Origin of the sequence: Bacillus sp. FJAT-29814 (assembly GCF_001510715.1) — a bacterium.
In the GTDB taxonomy this organism is placed as follows: Bacteria; Bacillota; Bacilli; order Bacillales; family Cytobacillaceae; genus Neobacillus.
The window spans coordinates 317,794-335,257 of sequence record NZ_LMTJ01000008.1 but is presented as its reverse complement, the minus strand read 5'-3'; the positions used below and the strand labels follow the sequence as shown (position 1 = coordinate 335,257).

14 protein-coding genes are annotated in these 17,464 nt (G+C 42.3%); 4 read left to right on the top strand and 10 right to left on the bottom strand.

Going from position 1 to position 17,464, the window contains the following annotated elements; translation table 11 throughout:
• Nucleotides 1-50: 50 nt before the first annotated feature.
• The gene (locus AR334_RS21850) at nucleotides 51-2,207 is read left to right on the top strand and encodes an ATP-dependent Clp protease ATP-binding subunit (protein WP_066317737.1); all 2,157 of its coding nucleotides are present in this window, start codon (nucleotides 51-53) and stop codon (nucleotides 2,205-2,207) included.
• Between the two features lie 117 nt (nucleotides 2,208-2,324).
• On the opposite strand, the gene AR334_RS21845 is transcribed toward AR334_RS21850, so the two are convergent.
• Nucleotides 2,325-4,019, bottom strand: coding sequence for a M3 family oligoendopeptidase (locus AR334_RS21845; RefSeq protein ID WP_066317734.1), 1,695 nt, complete (start codon nucleotides 4,017-4,019; stop codon nucleotides 2,325-2,327).
• 95 nt (nucleotides 4,020-4,114) lie between these two features.
• Nucleotides 4,115-4,555, bottom strand: coding sequence for a MarR family winged helix-turn-helix transcriptional regulator (locus tag AR334_RS21840; RefSeq protein WP_066317724.1), 441 nt, complete (start codon nucleotides 4,553-4,555; stop codon nucleotides 4,115-4,117).
• Between the two features lie 242 nt (nucleotides 4,556-4,797).
• Between AR334_RS21840 and AR334_RS21835 the strand changes: the two genes are divergently transcribed.
• Nucleotides 4,798-5,145: a hypothetical protein gene (locus AR334_RS21835; RefSeq protein ID WP_066317721.1), complete on the top strand. Its 348-nt coding sequence runs from the start codon at nucleotides 4,798-4,800 to the stop codon at nucleotides 5,143-5,145.
• A 119-nt stretch (nucleotides 5,146-5,264) separates the two neighbouring features.
• Here the strand turns inward: AR334_RS21835 and AR334_RS29105 are convergent, their stop codons facing one another.
• From AR334_RS29105 to AR334_RS21805, 6 genes are all read right to left on the bottom strand, one after another.
• A complete protein-coding gene (locus AR334_RS29105) occupies nucleotides 5,265-5,549 on the bottom strand; it encodes a ferredoxin family protein (protein ID WP_040204690.1) in 285 nt (94 codons plus the stop codon).
• On the bottom strand, nucleotides 5,549-6,844 hold the full coding sequence (locus AR334_RS21825) for an FAD-dependent oxidoreductase (protein ID WP_066317709.1): 1,296 nt from the start codon (nucleotides 6,842-6,844) through the stop codon (nucleotides 5,549-5,551). Before AR334_RS21825 ends, AR334_RS29105 begins: the two co-directional genes overlap by 1 nt.
• A complete protein-coding gene (locus tag AR334_RS21820; protein WP_066317707.1) occupies nucleotides 6,837-7,868 on the bottom strand; it encodes an electron transfer flavoprotein subunit alpha/FixB family protein in 1,032 nt (343 codons plus the stop codon). Before AR334_RS21820 ends, AR334_RS21825 begins: the two co-directional genes overlap by 8 nt.
• Nucleotides 7,869-7,901: 33 nt before the next feature.
• Nucleotides 7,902-8,726, bottom strand: coding sequence for an electron transfer flavoprotein subunit beta/FixA family protein (locus tag AR334_RS21815; RefSeq protein ID WP_066317705.1), 825 nt, complete (start codon nucleotides 8,724-8,726; stop codon nucleotides 7,902-7,904).
• 509 nt (nucleotides 8,727-9,235) lie between these two features.
• Complete coding sequence (locus AR334_RS21810; RefSeq protein ID WP_066317703.1) at nucleotides 9,236-9,496, bottom strand: aspartyl-phosphate phosphatase Spo0E family protein; 261 nt, start codon at nucleotides 9,494-9,496, stop codon at nucleotides 9,236-9,238.
• A 326-nt stretch (nucleotides 9,497-9,822) separates the two neighbouring features.
• Nucleotides 9,823-11,001, bottom strand: a complete 1,179-nt coding sequence (locus AR334_RS21805; protein WP_066317700.1) for a pyridoxal phosphate-dependent aminotransferase — start codon at nucleotides 10,999-11,001, stop codon at nucleotides 9,823-9,825.
• Between the two features lie 113 nt (nucleotides 11,002-11,114).
• On the opposite strand from AR334_RS21805, the gene AR334_RS21800 reads away from it, so the two are divergent.
• A complete protein-coding gene (locus AR334_RS21800; protein WP_066317699.1) occupies nucleotides 11,115-11,900 on the top strand; it encodes a carbon-nitrogen family hydrolase in 786 nt (261 codons plus the stop codon).
• 46 nt (nucleotides 11,901-11,946) lie between these two features.
• On the opposite strand, the gene AR334_RS21795 is transcribed toward AR334_RS21800, so the two are convergent.
• Entirely contained in the window at nucleotides 11,947-14,241 is a 2,295-nt protein-coding gene (locus AR334_RS21795; RefSeq protein ID WP_066317698.1) for a thiamine pyrophosphate-dependent enzyme, read from the bottom strand.
• Nucleotides 14,241-15,254, bottom strand: a complete 1,014-nt coding sequence (locus tag AR334_RS21790) for a 2-oxoacid:acceptor oxidoreductase family protein (RefSeq protein ID WP_066317697.1) — start codon at nucleotides 15,252-15,254, stop codon at nucleotides 14,241-14,243. Before AR334_RS21790 ends, AR334_RS21795 begins: the two co-directional genes overlap by 1 nt.
• Before the next feature lie 358 nt (nucleotides 15,255-15,612).
• Here AR334_RS21790 and AR334_RS21785 point away from each other — a divergent pair, with 358 nt between their 5' ends.
• Nucleotides 15,613-17,361: a B12-binding domain-containing radical SAM protein gene (locus tag AR334_RS21785; RefSeq protein ID WP_066317686.1), complete on the top strand. Its 1,749-nt coding sequence runs from the start codon at nucleotides 15,613-15,615 to the stop codon at nucleotides 17,359-17,361.
• The last annotated feature ends 103 nt before the right edge of the window (nucleotides 17,362-17,464 follow it).

Sequence of the window (17,464 nt, the reverse complement as noted above, 5' to 3'; positions counted from 1 at the left end):
GTTAGTCAAAGTCAAAGCGTTAAACTATTAAACCAAGGAGGTTTTCATTTATGCTTTGTCAACGATGCAATCAAAACCAAGCAAATATACAATTATCAATGAATGTTAACGGAAAACGAACAGATTTAAAACTTTGTCATGAATGTTATGCAAAAGAAAAACAAACTTTAGGAACAGGCTTTGGGATGAATATGAATCCATTTCATAGCTTCCCTTTTGAGGATTTGTTAGCCAATAAAAACGCCTTATTCGGTCAAACAGGAAGCACCCCAAATTCCCAACAACATCATCAACCAAAGTCGGACCATGGCGGCTTTATTGACCATTTCGGCCGCAACCTCACCCAAATGGCCAAAGCTGGTTTAATTGACCCGGTCATTGGCCGTGATGAAGAAATAAAGCGGGTTATCGAAATCTTAAATCGACGCAACAAAAATAACCCGGTATTAATCGGTGAGCCCGGTGTTGGTAAAACGGCCATCGTGGAAGGACTCGCGCTGAAAATAGCTGAAGGTGATGTGCCTGGAAAGCTGCAGGGTAAAGAGGTCTATTTGCTCGATGTTGCCTCACTTGTTGCCAATACAGGTATCCGCGGCCAGTTTGAAGAACGAATGAAGCAATTGATTGCCGAACTGCAAGAACGCAAAAATGTAATTCTGTTTATCGATGAAATTCACTTGCTTGTCGGCGCCGGTTCTGCCGAAGGTTCGATGGATGCAGGGAATATCTTAAAGCCGGCACTAGCCCGTGGTGAGCTCCAGGTGGTCGGGGCCACAACACTTAAGGAATATCGCCAAATCGAGAAGGATTCAGCACTTGAGCGGCGTTTTCAGCCTGTACAGGTTCAAGAGCCGGACACAGAAGCGGCAATTGCCATTCTAAAAGGTATCCAAAAGAAATATGAGGATTACCATGAGGTCATTTACTCTGAGGAAGCAATCCGCGCATGCGTGAACTTGTCTCAGCGCTACATCCAAGACCGTTTCTTACCGGATAAGGCGATTGACCTTCTGGATGAAGCAGGTTCAAGATTAAACCTGTTATCCGATTATAAGAGTAATGAACAAATTGAAGCGCGACTAAAGGAAATTGCTGCAGAAAAAGAGGCTGCGTTGAAAAATGAGCAATATGAAGCGGCTGCTAAGCTTCGCGATGAAGAAGCCCTTCTTGAAAAATCATTAAACAGTGTTGCCACTGAAGAAAGACCGATTGTTACGATTTCACTTATTCAGGAAATCATTGAACAAAAAACCGGTATCCCTGTTGGAAAGCTTCAAGCAGATGAGCAACTTAAAATGAAACACTTGGAGGAAAATCTGAATAAAAAGGTCATTGGCCAAGAAAAAGCTGTGGCTAAAGTGGCTAAAGCAATTCGTCGCAGCCGTGCCGGCTTAAAACCAAAAAGCCGGCCAATTGGATCATTCCTCTTTGTTGGCCCTACTGGTGTCGGTAAAACTGAACTAACGAAGACACTCGCTGAGGAACTGTTTGGAACAAAAGAGTCGATGATCCGCCTTGATATGAGCGAATACATGGAAAAACACAGCATCTCAAAATTAATCGGTTCTCCCCCAGGCTATGTTGGCCACGAGGAAGCAGGACAGCTGACCGAAAAGGTTCGCCGCAATCCTTACAGCATTATTTTATTGGATGAAATTGAAAAGGCGCATCCAGATGTAATGCATATGTTCCTACAGATTCTTGAAGACGGACGCCTGACTGACAGCCAAGGCAGAGTGGTAAGCTTTAAGGACACAGTGATTATCATGACAAGTAACGCCGGTGTCGGCTTTAAGCCAATCCATGTTGGATTCAATGCAAGCGAAGCAATGGAAGAAGCTTCAATTTTGGATTCCTTGGGCAGTTTCTTCAAGCCTGAGTTCTTAAATCGCTTTGACAGTATTATTGAGTTCAACTCACTCGATAAGGACCATATTTTGACCATTGTTAATTTGATGATTAATGAGCTTCAAGATACATTGGCTGAACAAAACATTGAATTGACCATTGAAAAGAAAGCGAAAGATAAGCTGGCTGAACTTGGCTACCATCCAGCATTCGGTGCCCGCCCGCTGCGCCGTGTGATTCAGGAACAGCTTGAGGACAAAATCACCGATTTCATCCTCGAACAGCCAGAAGCAAAAAAATTAACCGCCGCAATCGTGGATGGTGAATTGAAAGTAATTCCTGAAACGGTAGCGGTATAAATAGAAAAATGCGAAGCCATTTATCACGGCTTCGCATTTTTTTAGCTAATAAGAAAGAATAAATTAAACTACGCCTCTGTCTTCGTCCTAACGGACTGCCAACAGGCAAGTTTACATTTATAACTTTTTATCGTCTACTGAATTTAACCAATCCTCAATTTCGCCGACTACTGACTGAATGCAGCCATCTTCGAATGGCGATATTAAATTAGCTGCCTTGACAAGCTTTGTAAATGACATACTGCCGCCAAGCTTGCAAAGATTTACATAATCGGCCCATGCCTCTTCCCGGTTTTCCCGTGACCGCTTCCAAAACTGGAACGCGCAAATTTGTGCCAGGGTGTAGTCAATATAGTAAAACGGTGAATTATAAATATGTCCTTGACGCTGCCAGAAACCCCCGTTTTCCAGATAAACGAAGCCATCATAATCCTTGTGCGGCAAGTATTTTTCCTCAATTTCCCGCCACTTGGCTTTCCTTACTTTAGGTTCCGCCTCCGGATTTTCATAAACCCAATGCTGGAACTCATCAACTGAGACCCCATACGGCAGGAACAATAACGCCTCACTTAGATGAGAGAACTTATATTTATCGGTATCTTCCTTGAAAAATAGCTCCATCCATGGCCAGGTGAAGAATTCCATACTCATCGAATGGATTTCAGCTGCTTCATAAGTCGGCCAATAATATTCCGGAATCTCAAAATGACGGCTTGAGTACACCTGGAAGGCGTGGCCAGCCTCATGTGTCAACACATCAATGTCCCCTGACGTTCCATTGAAGTTGGAAAAGATGAACGGAGCTTTGTAATTTTCAATATACGTGCAGTAGCCGCCGCTAGCTTTCCCTTTTTTGGCTACCAGGTCCATCAGGCCATTTTCCTGCATGAAGTTGAAAAATTCCCCCGTCTCTTTCGAAAGGTCTTGGTACATTTTTTGGCCGTTCTCGATAATCCATTCCGGACTTCCTTTCGGGACAGCATTACCGGTTTGAAATACAAAGGTTTCGTCGTAATACTTTAATTGGTCCATGCCCAAACGTTCCCGTTGGCGTTCTTTTAATTTTGATGCAATCGGCACGATAAAATCCTTTACCTGCTGGCGGAAATTGGCAACCATTTCTGCATTATAATCAGTCCGCATCATTCGATAATAGGCCAGTTCAACAAAGTTCTTCATCCCAAGCTTGGCTGCAATCTCGGTTCTCACCTTGACGAGATCATCATAAATCCGGTCAAGCTCCGCCTCATGCTGTGCAAAGAAACCAAATTTTGCCTCAGCAGCCTGTTTTCTCATGTCCCGATCCTTCGATTCGATAAACGGATCGATTTGTGCAAGGGTCCGTTCTTCCCCTTCAAAGTCTATTTTTGCCGAAGCAACGAGTTTAGTGTACTCAGTCACCAATCGATTTTCCTGTTGGAGCAGCGGGACGATTTCTGGTTTAAAAGTTTTCAGCTGTCCCTCAGCCAGTGCAAACAGCTGGGTGCCCCACTTTGTTTCCAATTCATGACGGAACTTTGAACTTACCAATGCTTGATAGTACTGAGACACCAATCCCTCAACCTCGGGACCCAATTCATCCATATAATCTTGCTCTGCCTTAAAAAATTCATCATTCGTATCAATCGAATGACGGATATGGCAAAGATTGAACATCGTCCCAAGATCATTTCTAAGATCGTTAATCTCATTCATCGCCCTGCTTTGGTCTTCAACTGATGAAGCATTGTTGAACTGTTCAAGTGCAGCCGCAAATTTATCTTTTACGTCCTCCAAATTGGGACGAACATATGTATAGTCCTGAAAGCCCATAAACATCCCCCTTTAATTTTTCAAATTATTCCAATCTATTTCATTATATACTATCTATCCTTGTTGCAAAAATAAAAAACGGCCGATTGGCCGTTTTAAAATTTTCCCGCTGGTAATCCCAATTTTTTTAGTAAATCAATGGCTGTGTCTTTCTCTGACTCGTTAAGGCTTGACATGAGCTTGTCAATTTGTTTGGCATGTTCGGGGAAAATATCCTGAATCATGTTTTTTCCTTCATCCGTAATGGAGGCATAAATCACACGTCTGTCGGTAGGACAGGCAATTCTTTTTAATAAGCCTTTTTGCTCAAGCTTATCGACCACATAGGTAATGCTCCCGCTAGCCAGCAAAATTTTCGCGCCAATTTGCTGAAGCGGCTGGTCGCCTTTATGATATAGAAGTTCTAGTACGGCAAATTCCGTAGGATTTAGTCCATTAGCCTGAATGACTTTATTTACATGCTCATTAATGGCCTTATAGGCTCTAGAAAGAACGATAAACAACTTTAAGGATTTAGCGGTTGCATCATTTTCCATAAAAACTCATCCTTTTACATTTTGTTAGGTTGGTCCTGAAAATTATCTCGATTTCAAAATTATTATAAAAAAATATTGGCCAACTGTCAATTTGCTCTGGAAAAAAGGACAGGTTACCCGTCCCTTTTATGACAATTTTATGTATTCTGGTGATTTTTCAAAAAATTTTAACATTTATCACACAAATATAGTTTCAAAGTTTCATATAATAAAGATAGAAAATAAAAGGGAGGATAAAAACTTTGAAAACCCCTAATTACCATGATTTTTACCAAGTGGCCTTAGTACCCATTGGCAGCAACGATCACAGAGCATTAAAGGAAACAGACGCTTATTACCCTGGTTCAAAATCAACCCACTGGCTTATTGCAGTTGAAGGGGTGCAGTTCCCGCAAGCAAAAATCTATTACCACTGGAAAGTCAGCATCTATCCAGCTGATGGTGAAGGTGACTTTAATTGGAAAAAGCCTTATTATTGCTCTTCTAACATGGAATTGATTGACCATGCGATTAAACTGGCCACCTCAATGACAGCATCAAGCAAAAATGATGAACTTTCCTCCACCGTTATATTAGAAAAAATAAGCTAACCTCTTCAAAACTTACCTTCTTGCTTCATCTTCTTTTTAAAATCCCTTGTGAAAAAACATACATACAGTAAAAACGCTAAAAAAAGTGCTGCTTGCAGTTGGCAAACAGCACTTTTTCATTAGGCAAGCCGGAAGACTATTCCGTGTCCGCCTTTCGGGTATTCCCATTTGATATTTTGGTATGGGCAGCCGATCCGGCAGCTGCCGCATTCGTGGCACCCTTCGTAACCTACCTGCATCCGCGTTCCTTCCCATTTATATACCTCGGCTGGGCAAAAAACGGTACAGATTTTATCCGGGCATTGGGTCATGCAAACGTCATGATCAAGTACGGTCAAATGAGACTTTGTATCACACTTGAATCTTAGAAGATACTGTTTTTCTTCAATATTCTTCGTTGACATTATTTCACCGCCTTCCAAGCTCGATAAATATCTTGCAATACGCGAAGCGTGCCTCTCTCGGCTGTCATGCTCTTGATAATTTGTTTTTGTTTGTCCCGCTTAGGAGTGCCATCAACCGTAAAGAACTTGCTGGCAGCCTGGTTCATCATCGGGACGTACTCTTTAAAGTATTGCGGATATTTTTCAAATGTATGTGCCGCGTCCTTATACTTCTCCAAATCTTTAATAATAAAGCTGTTATATAGGGCTTCACGGTAGCCGTTCAAACTGGATTGACTATAATCGCCACGATTTTTTGCTTCAATTACGGTTTCAGCCGCCAACAATCCAGAGTGCATCGCCATGTTCGAACCTTCACGATGGATGGCATTGACAAGCTGTGCCGCGTCTCCAACGACCAGAACGCCATTTCCGGCTACCTTTGGCACGGAGTGAAAACCGCCTTCCGGAATCAAGTGGGCCAGATATTCGGCGGACTCACCGCCTTCCAAGAACGGTTTAACCATTGGATGTGTTTTTAAATAGTCCAGTAAATCATATGGCTTTAATTTCGCTTTAATCATGCTGGAAAGAGTAGTTCCAACCCCGATATTCAGGCTTTCCTTGTTTGTATACAAAAACGCGGTTCCCAAATTCCCTTTAGTGGAATCACCAAAGATCTCAATTGTACAGCCTTGGTTATCCTGCAAATTAAAACGGTCATTTATTTTGTCTTTTGGAAGATTAATAACTTCCATTACCGTTAAGGCAACCTCATCAGGACGGAATTCCTTATGGAAGCCAAGTTGTTTTGAGAGCAGTGAGTTTACCCCGTCTGCGAGGACGACAACATCTGCAAAAACCTCCCCATCAGGACGGTCAGTACGGACGCCAACAACCTTGCCGTTTTCTACAATACATTCCGTTACGACTGTTTCATTAATTAGAAGTGCGCCTGCTTCAACGGCTTTCTTGGCAAACCATTGGTCAAACTGTGCTCTTAGAACGGTAAAGTTATTGTAAGGCTCGGCGGCCCACTCGAGGCCTTTGTAACCGAATGAAACAACGGATTCTTTATCCATCATCCAAAAGCGCTGCTCTACTACTGGCCTTTCTAATGGCGCCTCCTTCCAAAATTCAGGAATTAGCTCTTCCATTTGCTTACGGTACAGAACTCCGCCCATTACGTTTTTTGCTCCCGGATATTCTCCGCGTTCAATCAACAAAACGTTCAGGCCGCCTTTGGCACATGCATAGGCACAAGCGGTCCCGGCAGGCCCAGCCCCAACCACGATGACATCAAATTTTTCAGGCATAGCTCAATTCACCGCCTTGTTCAACTTTTTGACTCTTAAATTGCGCAATTAGTTTCGGAATGATTTCCAGTGCGTCCCCAACAATTCCATAGGCGGCTACATCAAAGATTGGTGCATTCGGATCTTTATTAATGGCAATAATTAGTTCCGAGTTTTTCATGCCGACAACATGCTGGATAGCGCCTGAAATCCCAATCGCAAAGTAAATTTTTGGCGTCACCGTTTCCCCTGTTTGGCCAACCTGCTGTTCATGTGGCAACCACCCTGCTTCCACAACATCGCGGGTGCCTCCGACACTTGCCCCGATTGTTTCGGCCAGTTCATGAATAAGCTGGAAGCCTTGAAGGTCCCCCATTCCTTTACCGCCGCATACAATGACATGGGCATCAGCCAAATTGGCTTTTTTTGTTACGTCATTCACAATTTTGAGCACTTTTGTGCGCATATCCTCTTCCTGGAGAGTAATTTTTTCTTCAATGACTTTACCAACTCTTCCTGAATCTGGATCTAGTGCTTTCATTACCTTTGGTCGTACAGTCGCCATTTGCGGACGATGTTTTTTACAGAGTATTGTCGCCATAATATTGCCGCCAAACGCTGGCCGGCTCGCCTCAAGCAATCTGTTATCGACATCAACATCAAGCATTGTCGTATCGGCGGTTAATCCGGTATTCAAATCTGTCGCGACTGCGCTTGCCAAGTCCTTTCCATTCGGGGTGGCCCCGTAAAGAATAATTTCCGGCATGTATTTTTGTGCAAGCAGCATAACACCTTTCATATACGATTCTGTCCGATAATGCTTCAGTATCGGGTTATCAATCATATACACTTCGTCAGCGCCGTAGGCTATAACTTGACTGGCTAACTGTTTAATTTCATTTCCAAGCAAAAATCCTCCGAGCGGAACCTGCAACTTATCAGCAAGTTCTCGTCCCGCACCAAGCAATTCAAGAGAAACACCCTCTATTTTTCCGGCATTTTGTTCGATGAACACCCAGACTCCGCGGTAATCGTCAAGATTCACGTAAGCCCCTCCCTGCTTCAAAAATAATCGTGGTTATTTAGATGACTGCAATGTAAATAGATCCTTCTTCTCCAACAAAATCTCCATTAATTGATTGACTTGCTCATCGGCGGAGCCTTCAAGCTTCTTGCCGCCTTCAGGGCGGGGCGGTGTAAACATTTTTCCGACAATGGTTGGGGAGCCTTTAAGACCAAGCTGAGAACGATCTACATCCTCCAGATCACTTACTGCCCAAATGACCGGTTCATATCTTGCCGCTTTAATCATGTTCGGCATTGGTGAATAATCAATTTCGTTTATTTCCTTTTCCACCGTCAACAAGCAAGGCATTTGCGACTGAATCAGCTCATAGCCGTTGGTCAGCTTCCGTTTGATTACCACTTTTTTGTCCTGCTCATTAACTTCGGTTACCTCAATGACATTTGTAACCGGAGGAATATCCAATCTTCGTGCAATTCCCGGGCCTACTTGTCCGGTGTCGCCATCAATAGCATGTTTTCCGCAGATAACCATATCCACTGGTTTTTCCTTGCTGATTCTTTCCAATGCCTTTGACAAGGCATAGCTGGTAGCAAGAGTATCTGCACCGGCAAATGCGCGGTCAGTGATTAGAAACCCTTGGTCAGCGCCAATTTCGATGCTCTTCTTAATAACAGCGGTTGCTTGTGGCGGTCCCATTGATAATACGGAAACGGTCCCACCCGTTTTTTTCTTAATTTTCACCGCCTCCTGTACAGCATGGGCATCGTAAGGATTCAAAATGGCTGGTGCACTCCTGCGGTCTAGTGTGTTTGTTTTGGGATTGATTTTGATGATTTTCGTATCTGGAACTTGCTTGACACATACGACAATGTGCATGTAGGACTTCCCTCCTCCAATAATCCTGGAATGTTGTAAGCGTTTGCTGGATGGTTTATTAAAATGCTTTTATTTACGATATATGTATCGAAATAAAAGCATATTACCCAATATTAATAGTTTTCTAATATGTTTCATGTCAATTGCAAAAACAGGAGTTAAAACAAACTATCGATAAACGTCATTTTTTTGAGAAAAATATATAAGAAGACTTCAAATGGTGAAGACTGTGATGTGTTGTCTCTATGATTATACTAATTTAACTATATGAAATATTGAGATATAAACAATGATAAAAATCACATCTACTGTCTAAATTTGTTGAAATTATTCATAACTGGAGTTATCAAAGGAGAAATGTTGTCTGATACATTTGGAAGAATTAACTGAAGATGCTAATGCCATCTTGTACTATAAGGTCTTTTTTCCGCATTCAGATGCTACTGAAGTTAGCGAAATAAAGACCTTTTTCAGTACCTTTATTAAAATATTGTTTTTTGCAAAAATGATTAAACTAAGACCTTGGGCCAAATCATGATCATCTCTTTAAAAGCAAATCGGACCTCTTCACATTGTCGGGAGGCTTGTCCCATCATTTTATGATATTCATTGATTAGTTCGTCCAATTCCTGACTGTATTTAATTGTTTCTTCACTAGTAAAACCAAAGGTATTTGCACTCTTTATCATTAAGTCCCTTTTGACCTTAATCTCTTCAATAATATCGTTTTGAACTTCACTTTCGCTTATGCCATTACTATACTCGAACAATGTTATCCCCCTGCCTCATACACTCTTACTGTAATTCGCTAAAAAATTAGACTACTTGATGAATTATGACAAGAAAAATTGTAAAAGTAAATACATTCGCAAAAGTAGACAAAACATTATAAAACTCTCGTTTTTCGACATTTTTCCTCCTGTTATTCTTGTTTTTACGACAATTATCACAACTTGTTCGGAATGGTAAGCTCGTTGTAAAAAAACACGGACTTTTCTTAAAAACCTCTTGACTTTTCAGCCAAGAATTAAATATCAAATTTTTTTGAAATATTTATTGTGACCAAAGTCCCTGTGTGAATTTTAGTCCATATTGACTATCTTTTAAAAAGATCCAACCTGCCAATTCTTCGAACTGCTTCAACCAACCGGGCCTCGTTTGCTAATAGTCCTACACGGATATAGCCTTCCCCAAACGTCCCAAAGCCGATACCCGGTGCAACAATAATGTGGGCCTTTTCTAGAAGCAAATCGGAAAAATCCACGGATGTAAATCCTTCGGGCACCTTGAGCCAAGCAAAGAATGATCCTTCGGGTGCCGTCACATTCCATCCCAAGTCACGAAGTCCGCCAATAAAAACATTACGTCTGCGCTCATACAGGGCATTTAATTCCTTGACACATTCCTGAGGTCCAGTGAGCGCTTCAGCTGCCGCCTCCTGTATGGCTCCAAATAAACTGACATAAAGGTGATCTTGGAGGAGCTCAAGTGCAGCAATTACACTTTCGTTACCAACAGCGAAACCGACACGCCAACCTGCCATATTATAGGCTTTTGAAAGCGTGTATATTTCGATGCCTATTTCTTTGGCACCTTTTGCCTGAAGAAAGCTCGGCGGTTTTAATCCGTCAAAACCAATGGCGCCATAGGCAAAATCATGAACAACACAAATGTTATGCTCATTAGCGAGCTTCACTGTTTCCTCGAAAAATTCGGGGGTTGCCTGGGCACCTGTCGGATTATTTGGATAGTTAAGGAACATTAATTTTGCCTTTGCCAAAATCTCCGGGGAAAGTTTATCGTAGTCAGGCAAAAACTGATTTTCTTCTGTTAATGGCATTGTCGTCATTTCAGCCCCTGCCAAGGCAACACCAGACCAATAATCTGGATATCCGGGGTCAGGGACCAGGATTGTATCTCCCGGATTGAGCAGGCACTGCGGAATTTCTACCAACCCCGCTTTGCCGCCAAACAGTATGGCAACTTCCTTATCTGGATTAATCGAAACCCCATATTCCCGCAGGTAAAAATGTGCCGCTGCCTGTTTTAAATAGGGAAACCCTTGAAATGGAGAATACTTATGATTCACCGGATTCGCAGCGGCTTCCTGGACCTTTGCGACAATATGTTGGGGAGTGGGCTGATCTGGATTGCCTTGCCCGAGGTTAATTACATCATAGCCCTGTTCAATGTATAGCCCGGCTTTTTTTACTAACGAGGCAAAAAATTGCTTTGGAAGACTTTTTAATAGTTCTGATTGCGCAAATTTCATCACATTCTCACCCACTTTTTTTATTATAAGGTTGAAATTCTAGTCACAAATGATATAACTTTTATAACAGATTGTAAAGTAAAAATTCAGAATCTTACTACGAGGGAGAGAGAAAAGTGAATTTAAAAATTGCTTGTCTGCAAATGGATATTGCTTTTGGCGAACCAGATAAAAATTACAAGAAAGCTGAAGAGCTCATTAAAAAAGCTGCTGCTACGAACCCCGATATCATAGTCCTCCCGGAACTTTGGACAACGGGTTATAATTTGTCCAGGCTTGAGGAAATAGCGGACCCGGCTGCAAATCAAACGATTCAATTTCTGCAAAAGGCCGCAAAAAAATATCAGATCCATTTTGTTGGCGGCTCCGTTGCCAATCGTAATGACAGCGGGGTGAGAAATACACTCCTGATTATTAATCGGGAGGGTGAGCTTGTTTGTCAGTACAGTAAACTGCATTTATTCAAGCTGATGGATGAGCATCTTTATTTGGAGGCCGGCAGCGATAAAGGATTGTTTTCGCTAGATAACCGCCCGTTTGCTGGTGTCATTTGTTATGACATCCGCTTCCCGGAGTGGATTCGTGCTCATACCTCGACGGGGGCAGAAGTGTTATTTGTCGTCGCCGAATGGCCCGCCCAAAGGCTGTCGCATTGGCGGACATTGTCAATTGCAAGGGCAATTGAAAACCAATGTTATGTCATTGCCTGTAACCGGGTCGGGAGCGACCCTAATAACCAATTTGCCGGCCACTCCATGATCATTGACCCATGGGGAGAAATAATCGCGGAGGCTGGTGAAACCGAGGAAATTTTATCAGCAGAAATCGATCTGGATCTGGTCAAAAATATTCGCAGTCAAATCCCGATTTTTACCGACCGCAAACCGGAGTATTATAACTAAAAAGCATGGCAGGAGGGGGAATGCCCCTGACTGCCATGCTTTACTATTATAACCATTGATTTTCATGCTTAGCTTTGAGCCGTTGCCATCTCTTTTCCACTTCTGTTTCAAACTCTTCCACTAAATGTTTGTTTTCTTCTTTTAGTAGATGTTTTGTTTTACCCATGTATTTAAACCACTCGGTTACCTGAACACGCTTTTTCTTCTCCTCAGGGTTGTAGGTAATCGTAGTTACCCCCTGCTCCACCTCGTAAAGTGGAAAGAAGCAAGAATTGACGGCTGCTTCAAGAATTTTTGTCCCGTAGCGGTCTTCGGATTTCCAGTTAAGCGGACAGGTAATTAATAGCTTTCCGTAAACTGGGCCGACATTTTGGGCATACCATTGGGCTTTGGCGCCTTTTTTGACCAAGTCCTGAGGAAATGCTTCCGAACCGGTAAATACATAAGGAATATTGGTGGCTGCCATGATTTGAACGGTGTCCTTATGGTGGAATGACTTCCCTTTTTGTGTCTTTCCAACGCCGGATGTGCTGGTCATATGACCAAGCGGTGTCGAATAGGACATTTGTGAACCGGTATTCATGTATCCTTCATTGTCGTATTCCAGCATAATCAATTTATGGCCGCGTAGTGCCGTACCAATTGCTGAACCCATACCGATGTCCATCCCGCCGTCACCGGTAATCATGACGAATGTTGCATCATCAGATACATTGATCTCTCCGCGGCGCTTTAATTCCATAAACGCCTCAACAGTACCCGATAAGGTTGCGGCACCATTTTGGAATAGGTTGTGTATCATCGTTTGCTTATGTGAACTGTATGGATAGGCTGTTGTTGTAACATAGGCGCAACCTGTTTGGAATAGGGTGACAATATCACCTTCAATCCCCTTAAAGAATAATTCAAGTCCGCCGAAAATACCGCAACCAGGGCAGGCCCCATGGCCAGAAGCGATTCGTTTCGGTTTCGATGTTAACATTCTTAGCGGCGGGATTTTTACCTTTAATTTATTTGTTTCTTGGTCCATTTTGACTTCTATCAATCCGGATTTATACACATCGCCATGCTGAGGGGCAATGACAGGCTTCAGGATTTTCTCGGGATTGCCCGGAACCACACCAAAATAGTCAAACGGCTTCTCAGCATAGCCCCTCTCCATAGCGTCAATCGCCATCTTGAAGAATTCATGGGCATCACTTGCATAGAAATCCTTGCCGCCCATACCAAAAACTCGGCTTAAAACGATTGTTTTGTTATCCTTGTCATCTTGAAGCGCAGATTTCACTTCATGAGTCAAATTAGGTCCATGAGCTCCATAAGAATCAGCACGTTCGCCTACTAATAATGCTTTCACATTTTTCAAGGCTTCACGGATTTCTTTGGCTGGGAATGGACGGATAATATTCGGGCTGATTACCCCTGCTTTAATGCCTTGGGCACGAAGCTGATCAACAACATCCTTGGCCGACTCGGCAGCGGAGTTTAATAGGAATAATGCAACTTCGGCATCTTCCATTTTATATAAATCTAGAACAGGGTATTCTCTTCCAGAAAGCTTTGCATACTCTGATGCAACTTCCTTGAACACTTCTGCTGCATTGTACATTGCCTCTGACTGTTGGAAGTGGTTGTTCATCAGATCCTCACCGTTCATATGAGCACCGATTGTCACCGGCTGCTTCGGATCCCTTATAAAATTGTAATCAGTCGGGCACTCGCCGACAAATTGTTGAACGACACGGCGATCTTTAAAATATTCGACTCTACGCTTTTGATGGGAGGTCCAAAATCCATCATATGCGACAATAACCGGCAAGCGTACCTTGGAATGCTCAGCTACTTTCAACGCCATAATATTCATATCGTAAACAGCCTGAGGTGTTCTTGCCGTCAAAATTACCCAACCTGTGTTCAAACCGTAGTAAAGATCAGAGTGGTCACCTCGGATATCAAGCGGACCGCTTACAGCACGAGTCACCAGGTTCATAACCATTGGAAATCTTGTGCCTGCCTGGACCGGCAATTGTTCAATCATATATAAGAAACCATTGGCGCTAGTTGCATTGAATACACGGGCGCCGGTAGCAGCTGCTCCATAACAAATTCCAGCCGATCCATGTTCGCCATCTGCCGGAATCAACTTTATATCGTGTTCACCGCGGGCTTTCATCTGATCTAAAAACTGGGCAACTTCAGTTGAAGGAGTGATTGGGAAGTAACCCATGATATGATAATTGATCTGTGCTGCTGCCATTGCAGCCATTTCATTTCCTGATTCAAAGGTTGAAACCTGTACGGCAACCCCTTTGGAAGTCAATTTATCTTCTAAAATAGCCATTATAAACTACCTCCTACTACATAAGGAAAGTTTTTCTTCACGCGATTTGCGTCAGCATAACCAATTATTTCACGAAGATCATTAAGTGCATCTGTCGGACAAGCCTCCACGCATTTTAGACAGCCTTTGCAATATTGATAATCAATCCCTTTAAGGAACATTTGCTTTCTTCCGCGCTTGTCCTCGCCCTCTTCCCATACGAAACAGTAATCCGGACAAACATTATCACAAGCGGCGCAATCAATACATTTTTCACGATTGAATTCAGGAAGAAACCCTTGTCTTGAACCGCTTAAATCTTTTAAAATGCTATTTGCCTGAGCAGTAATTACACCGCCAAGCTCCTGCGTTAAAAATCCAAGCTGAGGCTGTGGGCGGACAAACGCCTTGCCTTCCGCACCTTCAGGAACAGCATAGGATTTGAACTGTACTTCATTGTAACCGCGGTCAAAAGTTCGTAAATTCGGCTCAACCAAATGTGGATACTTTTTCTCAAATGTTTTGCGAATAACATTTTTCATTGCTTCAGGGTCAAGGAAATCACAAATTCTGAATAGTGCCCCAAGCATCGCGGTATTTACTTTTGTTTTTTCTTCAACGGCGATGGTTAACGCGTCAACTACAGCCAGAGTACCGTACTCAAGTTGTAAATCCTTTTTTACATCATCAAAATCTCTTGTAGTATTGACCAACACAATCCCATCAGCAGGCAAACCGCTGACAACATTTACTGTTTTATACAACGCTTCATGAAACACACCAACAACATGCGGTTGTTCAATTGGGCTGTGATCGCGAATTTCCACATCCGGGTCGCAAAAACGGATAAAACTCTTAACCGGGGATCCCTTTTTCTCGGAACCGTAAGATGAAAAGTTCGACCCTCTAAGACCTAGGCTTAGGACACCGGCTTCTGCCAGCATTTTTCCGGCTAGATTGGCCCCGAGGCCGCCGATGGATTCCAAACGGATTTCAAAAAATCCTAGTTCATTTTTTTTCGGTAAAATTGACATAATGTCCCCCTCCTCACTTCGTTCAAAAAAACTACACGAAAAAGACATAAAAAATTTAACTTCCAAAACCATTGTAGGACATTTATATTTAATTAGCTGTGACAAAAATCAAACATGTGCCAAAAATTTATGAAACACTTTATCTTTTTACATATAAATCATTATCAAATCAAATTATTTAATTATATAACAGATTTTAGGTTGTAATATAACAGTTGTTTTCATCATAACAAAACGGCTGGCTGCTGTTTTCTGGGCTCAATCGCGTTTCGCGTGTTAGCAGGGATTGTCCACTGTCTTTTACGGTAAAAATAAGTTATAATTATATATTGTTTTATTTTTGAAAAGGAGCTATTTCATGAAGGTTATTTGTTCTACATTAAATGCAAAATACATTCACACTAATCTGGCCATACGTTGCTTGAAGGCATATGCCTCTCCCGAATATGATGTGAAATTGAAAGAATATACCATCAAGGACCCAGTGATGAATATTGTTTCAGATCTCCATCAACAAAAAGCAGATGTCATTGGTTTCAGCTGTTATATATGGAATATTGAAGAAACATTAAAGGTTATCAATATGCTTAAAAAAATTGATCCGGAGCTAAAGATTGTATTAGGGGGACCTGAAGTGTCCTACGATACAAAAGAATGGATGGAAAAGTACCCCGAGATTGATTACGTCGTCATGGGCGAAGGGGAACAAACATTTAAACAGCTGTTAACCGAACTGGAGACCACCAATAATTTGCAAAATGTCCATGGTGTAGCCTACCGGGATACTGCCGGCAAAATCGTCATTACCCCACAGCGGAATAAACTCGATTTAAAGGAACTTCCCTCCCCTTTTCGCTTTTCCGAGGATATCCCGCATTTGGGTAAACGGGTTACTTATATAGAAACAAGCCGGGGCTGCCCGTTTAGCTGCCAATTCTGCCTGTCTTCGATTGAGGTTGGGGTCCGCTATTTCGACCGGGAAAGCATTAAGGAGGACATCCGCTATTTGATGGCAAACGGTGCTAAAACGATTAAGTTTGTTGACCGCACTTTTAACATTAGCCGGAGTTATGCGATGGAAATGTTTCGCTTTTTGATCGATGAACATCTGCCCGGGACTGTGTTTCAATTTGAGATTACCGCTGACATTATGCGTCCTGAGGTCATTGAATTTTTGAATCAGGAGGCGCCAAAAGGCTTGTTCCGTTTTGAAATTGGTGTACAATCCACCAATGACTATACGAATGAGCTTGTCATGCGCAAACAAAATTTTGCCAAACTGACCAGAACGGTCACCATGGTGAAAGAAGGCAAAAAAATTGACCAGCATTTGGATTTGATTGCCGGTCTTCCAGGTGAAGACTATTCCTCATTTCGAAAAACCTTTAACGATGTTTTTGAAATGAGGCCGGAGGAGTTGCAGCTTGGATTTTTAAAAATGCTGCGCGGTACTGGAGTTAGGCTGCGTGCTGCTGAGCATGATTATGTATATATGGACCATTCTCCCTATGAAATCCTAAGCAATAATGTTTTGCCTTTCGATGATATTGTCAGGATTAAGCAAGTGGAGGATGTCTTGGAAAAGTATTGGAACGACCATCGCATGGATACTACTGTAGAATATTTGGTAACTCATGTTTTTCCGACTCCGTTTGATTTCTTTCAGGAATTTGGGTCCTATTGGGATGAACAGGGATGGTCAAGAATTGGGCATCAGCTCGAGGATTTGTTCCGGAGATTATTTTCGTTTTTGCAACAGAAATCCGTCGAAGATATGGATGTTATCATCGGGTTAATGAAGTATGATTACCTGATCAAACATAAATATAAGCCAAGGAAGCCTTGGTGGGAGCACACATTGGAAAAAAGCAGCCGGACCAAAATCTATAGTCTCCTAAGCGAATCACCAATGCTTGCTGGCGAGGATTTCTCCCAATTAAAGCTGGATGAAAAAGACTTATACAAGCATACGGTGCTTGAACACCTATCCTTTGATTTAACAAAGTACCTCAATACAGGAAAGGTTGACAAACATCCAGGGTATTTATTGGCCTATTTCGACCCTTCCAGTCAAAATACACATGTATTTTCATTTTTACAAAGGTAAAAAGCCGGATATTCCGGCTTACAGACTGTCGACAAATCCGAAGGATTTCGGGTTTTAATCGACAGTCTTTTTTGTTTGGATACATTAACCTTGTCTGTTGATT

Bases quoted from the DNA above. Each gene is read 5' to 3' on its own strand.
- AR334_RS21785 (WP_066317686.1), top strand. From the start codon at position 15,613: ATGAAGGTTATTTGTTCTACATTAAATGCAAAATACATTCACACTAAT.
- AR334_RS21790 (WP_066317697.1), bottom strand. From the start codon at position 15,254: ATGTCAATTTTACCGAAAAAAAATGAACTAGGATTTTTTGAAATCCGT.
- AR334_RS29105 (WP_040204690.1), bottom strand. From the start codon at position 5,549: ATGTCAACGAAGAATATTGAAGAAAAACAGTATCTTCTAAGATTCAAG.
- AR334_RS21815 (WP_066317705.1), bottom strand. From the start codon at position 8,726: ATGCACATTGTCGTATGTGTCAAGCAAGTTCCAGATACGAAAATCATC.
- AR334_RS21825 (WP_066317709.1), bottom strand. From the start codon at position 6,844: ATGCCTGAAAAATTTGATGTCATCGTGGTTGGGGCTGGGCCTGCCGGG.
- AR334_RS21850 (WP_066317737.1), top strand. From the start codon at position 51: ATGCTTTGTCAACGATGCAATCAAAACCAAGCAAATATACAATTATCA.
- AR334_RS21845 (WP_066317734.1), bottom strand. From the start codon at position 4,019: ATGGGCTTTCAGGACTATACATATGTTCGTCCCAATTTGGAGGACGTA.
- AR334_RS21795 (WP_066317698.1), bottom strand. From the start codon at position 14,241: ATGGCTATTTTAGAAGATAAATTGACTTCCAAAGGGGTTGCCGTACAG.
- AR334_RS21840 (WP_066317724.1), bottom strand. From the start codon at position 4,555: ATGGAAAATGATGCAACCGCTAAATCCTTAAAGTTGTTTATCGTTCTT.